Source organism: Pseudomonas fulva NBRC 16637 = DSM 17717, from assembly GCF_000730565.1.
Taxonomy (GTDB): Bacteria; Pseudomonadota; Gammaproteobacteria; order Pseudomonadales; family Pseudomonadaceae; genus Aquipseudomonas; species Aquipseudomonas fulva.
In genome coordinates this window covers 99,406-111,513 of the sequence record NZ_BBIQ01000017.1, presented here as the reverse complement: position 1 = coordinate 111,513, position 12,108 = coordinate 99,406, and the positions used below count along the sequence as shown (strand labels likewise).

Sequence of the window (12,108 nt, the reverse complement as noted above, 5' to 3'; positions counted from 1 at the left end):
CACCTCCCTGCGCAAGCCCTGCGCTCGGCCTCCTGAAGTCGCGATCTGCGGCGCCTGAGCTACCGCGCACTTAGAAGCAAAAGCAGATGCAAAAGCATGGGCATGGCATGGCATGGCATGGGCACTAGGATGGAGGGGGGTATACTGCGGGCTTGCCAGCAGCAAGCCCTTGCGCGATGGCCACGCACAGGTCCGTAGTCCGCCGACCAGGCCACCTCCCGCGCTGCAAGCCGAACCACATCCTAATGTCGCGGTCTTCATAAGCGAAGGATCCGCTTCATACCTTGGCCCAGTGGGTTTGCCACCGCGCTTGTGTCATCATGCCCCAACCGCCGGTGAGTCTCCTTATAAGCCCTCTATGAACAGACCCTACGCATTGCTGCTTGCCTTCGCCCTGCTCCAGGGTTGCCAGAGCCTGCCCGCGCACAAGGCCGAGCCGGCTGCCGCCGACGTCGGCAAACCCGAAGCCGAGAAGCCCATGGTGTACGGCTCGTTCAAGCAGGATACGCTCTATAACCTGTTGGTAGCCGAGCTCGCCGGGCAACGCAATCGCTTCGACATCGCCCTGGCCAACTACACCGACGAGGCCGCGCGAACCCAGGACCCAGGCGTCTCCGAGCGCGCCTACCGCATTGCCGAATACCTGGGCGCCGATGAACCGGCGCTGGACAACGCCCTCATCTGGGCCCGCAACGACCCGCAGAACCTCGATGCGCAACGCGCCGCCGCCATCCAGCTGGCCCGCGCAGGCCGCTATGACGATGCCATGGCCTATATGGAAAAAGTCCTGCAAGGCCAGGGCGATACCCATTTCGATTTTCTGGCCCTGTCGGCTGCCGAAACCGACCAGAGCACACGCGACGGTCTGCTACAAAGCTTCGAACGCCTGTTGGCCAAGTACCCCGACAACGGTCAGTTGATCTTCGGCAAGGCCTTGCTGCTGAACCAGGACGGCAAGGCCGAAGAGGCGCTTGAGCTGCTCGAATCGCACGCGCCACAAAACGGCGAAATCGCCCCCATCCTGCTGCGCGCTCGCTTGCTGCAAGCCCTGGACCGTGGCCCTGAAGCCCTCCCCCTGCTGCGCAAGGCGATTCGCGACAACCCCGACGACAAGCGCCTGCGGCTCACCTATGCCCGGACCTTGGTCGAACAGGACCGCATTGCCGACGCCAAGGGTGAATTCGTCAGCCTGGTCCAGCAGTATCCCGAGGACGATGAGCTGCGCTATTCCCTGGCGCTGGTGTGCCTTGAGAACAAGGAGTGGGACGAAGCCGAAGGCTACCTGCAGGAGTTGGTCGAACGCGACAGCAACACCGATGCGGCGCACTTGAACCTTGGCCGTATCCGCGAAGAGCGCCACGACCCGGCAGGTGCCCTGCGCCAATACGCCCTGGTAGGGCCAGGGCCCGATTACCTGGCCGCGCAGCTGCGCCAGGCCGATATCCTGATCGCCAACGGCCGCGGCACCGAAGCCTCTCGCCTGTTGGCCGAAGCCCGCGAGGCCCAGCCCGACTACGCGATTCAGCTTTTCCTGATCGAATCGGAAAGCTACAGCAATAACAACAAGGACGCCCAGGCCAGCCAGGTGCTGCAACAAGCCATCCAGCGCTACCCGGACGACCTCAACCTGCTCTACACCCGTGCCATGCTCGCCGAAAAGCGCGATGACCTTGCCCAGATGGAAAAGGACCTGCGCGCCATCATTGCCCGCGAGCCGGAAAACGCCATGGCCCTGAATGCCCTTGGTTATACCCTGGCCGACCGCACCACCCGCTACGCCGAAGCCCAGGCCCTGATCGACAAGGCTCATCAGCTGACCCCGGACGATCCGGCGGTGCTCGATAGCCTGGGCTGGGTGAACTATCGCCTGGGCAACCTCGACAAAGCAGAGGATTACCTGCGCCAGGCCTTCGCCAGCTTCCCCGACCATGAAGTCGCCGCCCACCTGGGCGAGGTGCTCTGGGCCAACGGCAAGCGGCGCGAAGCCCGCCAAGTGTGGGCCAAGGGCTTCGAAGCCCAGGCCGACAGCCCTGTGCTGCGCAAGACCCTCCTACGCCTGACCGGATCCGAGACCCTTTAAGACCATGCTATTGCGCCACTTCGTTACCTTCACCCTCATCGCCCTCCTGGCCGGCTGCGCCGGCATCGGCAGCCGCGAGGCCCTGCAGGGCCACGGCGACCCGCAGCAGTGGCGTGCCCACAAACAGCAGTTGAGCAGCCTCGACGGCTGGCAGATCAACGGCAAGGTGGGCATCCGTGCCCCACGCGACTCAGGCAGTGGCACCCTGTTCTGGCTGCAGCGCCAGGACTATTTCGACATTCGCCTGGCCGGGCCACTGGGCCGTGGGGCCGCACGCCTGACCGGCCGGCCTGACGCCGTGGTGCTGGAAGTGGCTAACCAGGGCCGCTACGAAGCCACCAGCCCCGAAGCGCTGCTGGAAGAACAACTGGGTTGGAAGCTGCCCGTTTCCCACCTGGTCTGGTGGGTGCGCGGCCTGCCAGCACCGGATACCAAGAGCAAGCTGACCCTCGACGGCGACAGCCGCCTGGCCAGCCTCGAACAGGACGGCTGGCAGGTCGAGTACCTGAGCTATGCCGAGCACAACGGTTACTGGCTGCCCGAACGCCTCAAGCTACACGGCAAGGACCTGGACGTGACCCTGGTGGTCAAGGACTGGCAGCCCCGCCAGCTAGGACACTGAGTCGATGCAAGCGCTCACCCTGCCCGCGCCGGCCAAGCTGAACCTGTGGCTGCACATCATTGGCCGCCGTGCCGATGGCTACCACGAACTCGAAACGGTCTTCCAGTTTCTCGACCACGGTGACGAGCTGAGCTTCGCCGTGCGGGAAGACGGTGTCATCCGCCTGCACAGCGACCTCGATACCGTGCCCCATGACAGCAACCTGATCGTGCGTGCCGCTCGCCAACTGCAGGCCCAATCGGGCACGCCCCTGGGCGCGGACATCTGGCTGAACAAGGTGCTGCCGATGGGCGGCGGCATCGGCGGCGGCAGCTCGGATGCCGCCACCACCCTGCTTGGCCTTGCTCACTTGTGGCAGCTGGAGTGGGATGAAGATCGCCTGGCGGCCCTGGGCCTCGGCCTGGGTGCCGATGTCCCGGTATTCGTGCGCGGGCATGCCGCCTTTGCCCAGGGGGTGGGCGAACAGCTCACGCCGGTCGATCCGGAACAGCCGTGGTATGTGGTGCTGGTTCCGCAAGTGTCTGTAAGCACAGCAGAAATTTTTTCACATCCGCAGTTGACACGTGATTCTCTCCCACTTAAGATGCGCCCCGTTCCCAAGGGAAACAGTCGAAATGACTGCCAACCGGTGGTAGAGCAGAATTACCCGGAAGTTCGCAACGCGCTGAATTGGCTGGGGAAGTTCACAGAGGCTCGACTAACCGGAACTGGAAGTTGTGTGTTTGGGGCCTTCCCAAGCAAAGCCGAAGCTGATAAAGTTCTGGCCCTTCTTTCAGCGACCCAAACAGGGTTTGTGGCGAAAGGAAGCAATATTTCGATGTTGCATCGCAAGCTGCAAAGTCTGGTCAAGAAGTCGAGTGCCTAGCGCTCGCAGCAACAGATACAGGGGCGTCGCCAAGCGGTAAGGCAGCAGGTTTTGATCCTGCCATGCGTTGGTTCGAATCCAGCCGCCCCTGCCATTTTCCTTATACTCATCCAGGTATACCCTCAGCCTTCAGGTACTGCGCGTGTCCAAGATGATGGTCTTTACGGGGAACGCTAACCCCGATCTGGCTCGGCGTGTCGTACGTCAGCTGCATATCCCTCTCGGTGACGTCTCTGTCGGTAAATTCTCCGACGGCGAAATCAGCACTGAGATCAATGAAAATGTCCGCGGTAAAGACGTCTTCATTATTCAGCCGACCTGTGCACCGACCAACGATAACCTGATGGAACTGGTAGTGATGGCCGACGCCTTCCGCCGCTCCTCAGCTTCCCGAATCACCGCCGTGATTCCTTACTTCGGATACGCCCGCCAGGACCGCCGTCCGCGTTCGGCACGTGTAGCCATCAGCGCCAAAGTCGTCGCTGACATGCTCACTGTCGTGGGTATCGACCGTGTACTCACCGTCGACCTGCACGCTGACCAGATCCAGGGTTTCTTCGATATCCCGGTCGACAACATCTACGGCTCGCCCGTACTGGTCGACGATATCGAAGACCAGCGTTTCGAGAACCTGATGATCGTCTCCCCGGACATCGGTGGTGTCGTGCGCGCACGCGCTGTCGCCAAGTCCCTGGGTGTCGACCTGGGTATCATCGACAAACGCCGTGAAAAGGCCAATCACTCCGAAGTGATGCACATCATCGGCGACGTCGAAGGGCGCACCTGCATCCTGGTAGACGACATGGTCGACACCGCCGGCACCCTGTGCCATGCGGCCAAAGCCCTGAAAGAGCACGGCGCTGCCAAGGTTTACGCCTATTGCACGCACCCTGTCCTGTCGGGCCGCGCGATCGAGAACATCGAGAAGTCGGTATTGGACGAGCTGGTGGTGACCAACACCGTTCCACTGTCCGCCGCTGCTCAAGCCTGTGACCGTATCCGCCAGTTGGATATCGCACCGGTTGTCGCTGAAGCGGTTCGCCGCATCAGCAACGAAGAATCGATCAGCGCGATGTTCCGCTAAGCGGAACGCACGCTGACGAAAAGCGCCCCGCCCCAGCACATCCGCTGGGGCGGGGCTTTTTTGCCATCCCCGTTGGCGCTGGTCGCAAACGCCCTCGGGGGGCTATTTTGGAGAAACAAAATGACTGATTTCACTCTGAACGCCCAAGCGCGTACTGACCTGGGGAAAGGTGCGAGCCGCCGCCTGCGTCACTCCGCCAGCATCCCAGCCGTAGTCTACGGTGGTGATAAAGAAGCTCAATCCCTGACCATCGTGGCCAAGGAAATCACCAAGCTGTTCGAAAACGAAGCTGCCTTCAGCCACGTCATCGAACTGAACGTTGACGGCGTCAAGCAGAACGTCATCATCAAGGCCATGCAACGCCACCCGGCCAAGCAGTTCATCATGCACGCCGACTTCATCCGCGTCGTTGCCGGCCAGAAACTGACCGCCAAGGTACCGGTTCACTTCATCAACGAAGAAGGCCCGGTCAAGAAAGGCGGCGAAGTTTCGCACGTTGAGTCGGAGCTGGAAGTTTCCTGCGAAGCCAAAGACCTGCCTGAGTTCATCGAGGTCGACCTGGCCAATGCTGAAATCGGCACCATCATCCACCTGTCGGACCTGAAAGCGCCTAAAGGCGTAGAGTTCGTCGCTCTGGCCCACGGTGATGACAAAGCAGTTGCCAACGTTCACGCCCCACGCGTGTCCGCTGAAGCTGAGGAAGAAGGCGCTGCCGAGTAATCCACTCGCACGCCGGCGTTGATCGGGTTACAGTGCCGCGCGCCCTGTAACCCACCAACTCCAAGGAAGAGCCCCTGACGTGACCGCCATCCAGTTGATCGTCGGCCTGGGTAACCCCGGCCCCGAATACGAACAGACCCGGCATAACGCAGGGGCTCTTTTCGTTGAACGCATTGCCAGCGCCCAGCGCATCTCGCTGACCGTTGACAAGAAATATTTCGGCCTGACGGCTAAGTTCAGCCATCAGGGCAACGATGTTCGCCTGCTGATCCCCACCACCTACATGAACCGTAGCGGCCAGTCCGTGGCGGCGTTGGCCAATTTCTTCCGGATCAAGCCGGAGGCCATACTGGTGGCGCATGACGAACTCGACCTGCCTCCCGGCGTTGCCAAGCTCAAGCGCGGCGGCGGCCATGGTGGGCACAACGGCCTGCGCGACATCATCGCGCAGCTCGGCAACCAGAACGACTTCCATCGCCTGCGGCTCGGTATTGGCCATCCAGGTGATGCCAAGCTGGTCTCCAACTTCGTCCTGGGCCGCGCACCGCGTGCCGAGCAGGAGAAGCTCGACGCCAGCATCGACTTTGCCCTCGGTGTGCTGCCGGACGTGCTCGCTGGCGACTTCGCCAAGGCGATGCGCGAGCTGCACAGCCAGAAGGCCTGATTTCCTTTAGAGAGGGGAATACCCATGGGTTTCAATTGCGGCATCGTCGGCCTGCCCAACGTCGGCAAGTCCACCCTGTTCAACGCCCTGACCAAGTCTGGCATCGCGGCAGAGAACTTCCCTTTCTGCACCATCGAGCCGAACAGCGGTATCGTGCCCATGCCCGATGCGCGCCTCAATGCGCTGGCTGAAATCGTCAAGCCCAACCGCATTCTGCCCACCACCATGGAATTCGTCGACATTGCAGGCCTGGTGGCCGGTGCTTCGAAAGGCGAAGGCCTGGGCAACAAGTTCCTCGCCAACATCCGCGAAACCGACGCCATCGCCCACGTGGTGCGCTGCTTCGAAGACGAGAACGTGATTCACGTTTCCAACAGCGTCGATCCCAAGCGCGACATCGAGATCATCGACCTCGAACTGATCTTTGCCGACCTCGACAGCTGCGAAAAGCAGTTGCAGAAAGTGGCCCGCAACGCCAAGGGTGGCGACAAGGAAGCCCTGGCGCAGAAGGCCATTCTGGAACAGCTGATCCCGCACTTCACCGAAGGCAAGCCAGCGCGCAGCCTGATGAAGAACATGAGCGCCGACGAAAAGGCCCTGATCCGCAGCTTCCACCTGCTGACCAGCAAGCCGGTGATGTACATCGCCAACGTCGCCGAGGACGGTTTCGAGAGCAACCCGCACCTGGACGTAGTGAAGGCCATCGCCGAAGAAGAAGGCGCTGTGGTCGTACCGGTGTGCAACAAGATCGAAGCGGAAATCGCCGAGCTGGACGACGGTGAGGAAAAGGACATGTTCCTCGAGGCCTTGGGCCTGGAAGAACCTGGCCTGAACCGTGTAATCCGTGCCGGTTACGAGTTGCTGAACCTGCAGACCTACTTCACGGCCGGCGTGCAGGAAGTACGTGCCTGGACCGTGCGCGTAGGCGCCACCGCCCCACAAGCGGCCGGGGTGATCCACACCGACTTCGAGAAAGGCTTCATCCGTGCCGAAGTCGTGGCCTATGACGATTTCATCCAGTACAAGGGTGAGAGCGGCGCCAAGGAAGCCGGCAAGTGGCGTCTGGAAGGCAAGGATTACATCGTCAAAGATGGCGACGTGATGCACTTCCGCTTCAACGTCTGATCCGCTGACAACCACGGCGTAAACAAGCAGGAACGTTCAGTAGCCCAATCGAGGGCCTGCCGAACGCTCCTGTTTTTATTCAAGCCCGGAAAAAGCAAGAGCATGGCACCGGTGCATTGTGCCTACTCACCTCCCCCAGACCGCTGCTCGCCTGCCAGCATCACCAGCAAGGCGATCACCATCACTGCGGCACCCAGGTTGTAGAGCATGCCAGCCACAAACCCATGCACATACTGACCGGCCTGAACGAATGAGCCCTCCGCCCCTGGCAGGGCCGCCGCGAAGAAAATCCCAACTACGGCCACCCCCAGCGCCGCACCGACCTGCTGCACGGTTGAGATCACGCCCGAGGCCATGCCCGCTTTCGCTTCGTCAACCAAGGCCAGCACCAGGTTGAGCAAAGGGGTCATCACCAACCCCTGGCCCGCCCCCCACCACGATCAGTACCGGGATCAGCCGAACGGCTACCAACTGCGCGCCTGCCGTCTGCACCTGGGCAATGAGCAACCCGATCGATAGGGCATACAGCAATGCCCCTGCCACGATGGCACGTATTCCCCAGCGCGCAACCAGCCGCGGGGCAGCGAGCGATGCCAGCACGAAACCAACACTGCAGGGTGCGAAGATGCTGCCGGCCCTGAAGGGATCCAGACCCAGCCCGCTTTGCATCAACAAGGCGAAACACAGAAAGAAGGAACTGGATGTGGAATAGACCACCAGCACCAGTAGCGCACCCAGTGCAAAGCGACGCTGCGCCAGCAGTTGCATATCCACCAATGGCAAGTTGCCGGTCGCTCGTCGCCGTTCCTGCTGTCGCTTGAACAGCGCGAGCAAGGCCAGTGCCAGGCCGAGCGCGCAGAAACTCCAGGCAGGCCACCCCTGCCCCGGTCCTTCGATCAGCGGCACAAGCAGCAATGCCAGGCCCAGGCTGACCAGCGCCACGCCTGCCCAGTCCAGGTCCGGCCGCTGGGGGGCGCGGCTCTCGGGGATGTAGCGCGCCGCCACGATGGCCAGCAACCCAATAGGCACATTGATCAGAAAGATGCTGCGCCAGCCTGATCCGAACAGGTCAGCATGCACCATCCAGCCGCCCAGCACCTGCCCCGCTATGGCAGACAGCGCCAGCGTCATCCCCAGCAAGCCGAACGCGCGGCGGCTGTCCTGGGCATCGAAGTTGACCCGGATCGAAGCATAGACCTGAGGGAACAACAGCGCGGCGGCCAGCCCCTGTACAACCCGCGCACTGATCAGAAAAGCAGCACTGGGCGCCAGGCCGCATAACGCCGATGCCACGGTAAACCCTGCCATACCGACGATGAACAACCGGCGACGGCCAAATACGTCCCCCAAGCGCCCCCCGGTAATCAGCAACACGCCGAACGCCAGCTCATAGCCGGCCACGATGAAACCGATTTGCGCGAAGCTTGCGTTCAACCCGGTCTGCAGACTCGGGATGGCGACGTTGACCACGAACAGGTCGAAGATCGTCACGAAGCCTGCCAGCAAAAGTACCGACAGACCTACCCACGGCGGGCTTCCAAGGCGATGTGGGGGCGTTAACGGGAGAGGAGTATTGGCGTTCATCGTGCCTTTCCAGAATTTAGACACAGGCATTCTGGGATGGCCCATAACCCATTACAATTTAACCATTTATGCTATTACTCAAAGCAACGAGACACGCCATGCGAACGCTGCAACGTACACGATCCGATCTGGCCGACTTCCTGCGCTCGCGGCGCGAGCGCCTGTCGCCCGAGGACGTCGGTTTGCCAAGCGGCGGCCGCCGGCGCACACCTGGGCTTCGACGCGAAGAGGTTGCCGCGCTCGCGGGTGTCGGACTGACCTGGTACACCTGGCTGGAGCAGGGCCGCGACATCGGCGTGTCGGCCAGTTTTCTGGACAACCTGGCGCGGGTATTGAAACTCGATGCCGCCGAGCGTCGCCATCTGTTCCTGTTGGCACATGCCCGTCCGCCCGCTGAGCCAGGCAAGACCTGGTGTGTCTTGCCGTCGCTGGTACGGCGTTTGATGCACGACCTGCCGCACGCGGCCTTCGTCCTCAACCTGCGCTGGGATGTGCTGGGGTTCAATGGGCCTGCCGACGCACTGTTCGGGTTCGCCGCGCACCCGCCTGAGCGGCGCAATCTGCTCTGGCTGCTGTTCACCGACCCAACAGTGCATGGGCGCTTGCACGACTGGGACAGCCAGGCCCCGCTGATGCTGGCAAGCTTTCGCCGCGACTTTGCCCGGGCCACGCAAGAGGCCGATATCCACGCGTTGGTGGACGAACTGGAGCACGTCTCGCCAGCCTTCAAGGCCGGCTGGCGCACCCACGACGTGCACGCGCCCTGCAGCGGTGTGCGCCAACTGGTCATTGATGGGCAGGCCCAGCCGTTCGAGCATACCTCGCTGACCGTCGATGAAGACCGGCACCTTCGGCTGGTGGTGTACGCACGTCAAGATGGGCTGCCAGGCAGCCCATAGGTCACGCGTCTTTTTCAGCGTCGTCCAGGCGTTGCCCGTCCTGCAGCAGCACCATGCTCTGCGGCGCCGACAGGGCGATACCTTCATCGCGCAGGCGCCCCAGAATGGTGAACAGCAGGTCACTGCGGGCCCCGCCCACCAACCGCGGTCCTGCCACATAACCGCTGACGCCAATTACCATGCCCGCATTGGTCAGGTCCTTGAACGACACCGATGGCGCCGGTGCTTCGAGGATGGCCTCGTGCTCCTGGAAGGCGGTCAGCAGTAGCTCACGGACCCGGTTGGCGTCAGTGTCCAGGGGCAAGGTCAGGGTAATACCGACCACACCCAGGGCATTACCCATGGTCACGTTGCGCACGTTCTGGGAGATGAACTGCGAGTTGGGCACGATCACAGTGGAGCGGTCCGACATCTGGATCTCGGTGGCGCGCACATTGATACGACGGATATCTCCCTCGACACCCGCCAAGCTCACCCAGTCGCCCACCTTGACCGGGCGTTCGGTGAGCAGGATCAGGCCGGAGATGAAGTTCTGCACGATCTGCTGCAGGCCGAAACCAATACCGACCGACAAGGCACTCACCACCCAGGTCAGGCTGGTGAGGTTGATGTGCAGGGTCGACATCACCAGCATGGCCAGGAAGAGGAAGCCCAGGTAACCCACCAGGGTGACCAGCGAGGCGCGCATGCCGGCGTCCATGTCGGTTTCCGGCAGCAGGCGTTCACTCAACCAGCGCTTGACCACACGAATGGCCAGCATCCCGCCAGCCAGGATGCCAAGGGCCAGCACGATGTCCTGGGGCACGATGTTCAGGTTGCCGAGCAGCTTGCCGCCCGTGCCGTCCCAGTCCCCCAGGCTCAGCAACAGTTCACTGGGGCTGGTGCCCGACGGCATCAAAGTCAGCAGCAGGGCCAGAATCACCACGACGGTGCGGCCAATGCCGGCCAGCACCGTGCTCGCCTGCGCCTGGTGCCGTGGTGCCAGGCCCAGCGTGGACGCCAGCGCCAGGCCACCCGGTTGGCGAGGCGAGAGCAGCATTTCGCACAGATCACTCAGGAACGTCGTGAGCAAGTAGGCGCACGTGACGACCAGGCTGACCCACAGCAGCTTGGCGGTCAGGTAATAGGCCAGGGTCAGGTAGCCGGTGATCAGTGATAGCAGGATCGCAGCCAGCCACACCACCATCACGAACGGGATCAAACCGGCCAGGCCCGTTGCCCGGTCAATACCATGCCGACGCCGAGCACGGCGGTAGGCCATCAGGGCGCCGGCGAAAATCAACGCCACCACCAGAGCGGTAAGGCCATTGACCGCTACGGTCAGGGCCAGGCTGACGCCGATCACACTGTTGACCCGCTCCAGGGTCATCATCACCATCAAGGCCAGTGCCAACACCTTGGGGAACCAGCCCAGGGCCTCGGCCACTTCATCCGCAATCGCCGGCAAACGCCAGGAGGGGCGCTGCAACATCAACAGTGCCCGGCCAAGGCCGGTAATGAAGGCGCTGAACACCACCAGGGCAAGGATGTGGTCGGTCAGGCTGGCCAGGTCCGAACCCAGTAGCGCACTGCTTTCAACGCCCCAGCGCAGCAACGATACCGAGCCGGCAATGGTGCCCAGGGTCGCCAGGCTTACGCCCACGGCCAAGGCACTGCGACGCAAGCGCCCCTCTGGCAACCAGCGCACCATGGACCTGGCCAGCAGCCGCTCCAGCAACCCTCGCACCAGGGTCCATACCAGGATCGAGGCGATCAGGCTGGCGAAGAAGAGCCAGCGGTGTTCGGCGCTCAGGGCACTGTCGAGCGCATCCGTGATCTCGCCACGCAGGTCATGCAGCCGTGCCACGTCGTCCTGGGTCGGGCGGATCATGCTCTGCCAGAACGCAGGGCTCAACGGCGACGCTGCCCGGCTGGATATCTGCGAGTTGAACAGGCTGCGGCGCAGGTTGACGATCTGCGTGGACAGGTCCCGCGCCGACTGGGTCAGCTTGGTGGCCTGGTCCTGCTGGGCCATCAGGGTTTTCTTCTCGGCCTCCAGCGCCTTGCGCTGCTGGGTCAAGGGCGCAGGCTCGTCCGGCTGCGCCGGGCCGATGACTTTCAACTGGTCATCCACCTTCTGCGCATCGGCTGCACGCTGGGTGCTCAAGGCATCGGCCTGGCGCTGGACCTGCACGGCCGCCATGCGCAATTGCGCCAGCAGGTCATCGTTGGCGTCACTGGTGACGCCCTGGCGAATCTGGTCCAGCCGGTCGCTGAGCTGGTCAACGGTCGCGGTTTCGTCCAGTGCCGGTGCGTCGGCGGCAGCCTGCGCCGTCGCCGCAGGGGCCGGCGCCGACCAGGCTGGGTTGGACGCTGCCACGATCAGCGCCAGCAACAGCATCAGGCTGTGACTAAAGCGGGCAAGGCTGACACGCCTCATCGAACATTCCTCTTTGCAATTCGATCTGGCAAGCGATTCTACGCCG

The 12,108-nt window shown here is 62.6% G+C and carries 11 protein-coding genes and 1 tRNA gene; 9 read left to right on the top strand and 3 right to left on the bottom strand.

Features of this window, described 5'->3' with window-relative positions:
• Positions 1-358 precede the first annotated feature (358 nt).
• From PFU01S_RS16780 to ychF, 8 genes are all read left to right on the top strand, one after another.
• Positions 359-2,080 carry a tetratricopeptide repeat protein gene (locus PFU01S_RS16780; protein WP_027915449.1) on the top strand — a complete coding sequence of 574 codons (1,722 nt, stop codon included), beginning with the start codon at positions 359-361 and terminating at the stop codon, positions 2,078-2,080.
• A 4-nt stretch (positions 2,081-2,084) separates the two neighbouring features.
• Positions 2,085-2,702: a lipoprotein insertase outer membrane protein LolB gene (lolB, locus tag PFU01S_RS16775; protein ID WP_023533208.1), complete on the top strand. Its 618-nt coding sequence runs from the start codon at positions 2,085-2,087 to the stop codon at positions 2,700-2,702.
• A gap of 4 nt (positions 2,703-2,706) precedes the next feature.
• The gene (ispE, locus tag PFU01S_RS16770) at positions 2,707-3,567 is read left to right on the top strand and encodes a 4-(cytidine 5'-diphospho)-2-C-methyl-D-erythritol kinase (protein ID WP_028688101.1); all 861 of its coding nucleotides are present in this window, start codon (positions 2,707-2,709) and stop codon (positions 3,565-3,567) included.
• A gap of 19 nt (positions 3,568-3,586) precedes the next feature.
• Positions 3,587-3,661 (top strand) — tRNA-Gln (locus PFU01S_RS16765).
• A 48-nt stretch (positions 3,662-3,709) separates the two neighbouring features.
• Positions 3,710-4,651 (top strand): ribose-phosphate pyrophosphokinase, encoded by a 942-nt coding sequence (locus PFU01S_RS16760; protein WP_003247410.1) that lies wholly within the window; start codon positions 3,710-3,712, stop codon positions 4,649-4,651.
• A gap of 120 nt (positions 4,652-4,771) precedes the next feature.
• Positions 4,772-5,371 carry a 50S ribosomal protein L25/general stress protein Ctc gene (locus tag PFU01S_RS16755; protein ID WP_023533244.1) on the top strand — a complete coding sequence of 200 codons (600 nt, stop codon included), beginning with the start codon at positions 4,772-4,774 and terminating at the stop codon, positions 5,369-5,371.
• A 79-nt stretch (positions 5,372-5,450) separates the two neighbouring features.
• A complete protein-coding gene (gene pth, locus PFU01S_RS16750; RefSeq protein ID WP_027915452.1) occupies positions 5,451-6,035 on the top strand; it encodes an aminoacyl-tRNA hydrolase in 585 nt (194 codons plus the stop codon).
• Positions 6,036-6,059: 24 nt separating this feature from the next.
• Complete coding sequence (gene ychF, locus PFU01S_RS16745) at positions 6,060-7,160, top strand: redox-regulated ATPase YchF (protein ID WP_027915453.1); 1,101 nt, start codon at positions 6,060-6,062, stop codon at positions 7,158-7,160.
• Between the two features lie 122 nt (positions 7,161-7,282).
• Here ychF and PFU01S_RS22725 read toward each other — a convergent pair whose 3' ends face one another.
• The gene (locus PFU01S_RS22725) at positions 7,283-7,570 is read right to left on the bottom strand and encodes an MFS transporter (RefSeq protein ID WP_248694614.1); all 288 of its coding nucleotides are present in this window, start codon (positions 7,568-7,570) and stop codon (positions 7,283-7,285) included.
• Positions 7,533-8,744, bottom strand: coding sequence for an MFS transporter (locus PFU01S_RS16740; protein WP_248694613.1), 1,212 nt, complete (start codon positions 8,742-8,744; stop codon positions 7,533-7,535). The genes PFU01S_RS22725 and PFU01S_RS16740 overlap by 38 nt, the downstream gene beginning before the upstream one ends.
• Before the next feature lie 98 nt (positions 8,745-8,842).
• Between PFU01S_RS16740 and PFU01S_RS16735 the strand changes: the two genes are divergently transcribed.
• Positions 8,843-9,643: a helix-turn-helix transcriptional regulator gene (locus tag PFU01S_RS16735; RefSeq protein WP_028688100.1), complete on the top strand. Its 801-nt coding sequence runs from the start codon at positions 8,843-8,845 to the stop codon at positions 9,641-9,643.
• A gap of 1 nt (position 9,644) precedes the next feature.
• Here PFU01S_RS16735 and PFU01S_RS16730 read toward each other — a convergent pair whose 3' ends face one another.
• Positions 9,645-12,062 (bottom strand): DUF3772 domain-containing protein, encoded by a 2,418-nt coding sequence (locus PFU01S_RS16730; protein WP_028688099.1) that lies wholly within the window; start codon positions 12,060-12,062, stop codon positions 9,645-9,647.
• Positions 12,063-12,108 lie beyond the last annotated feature (46 nt).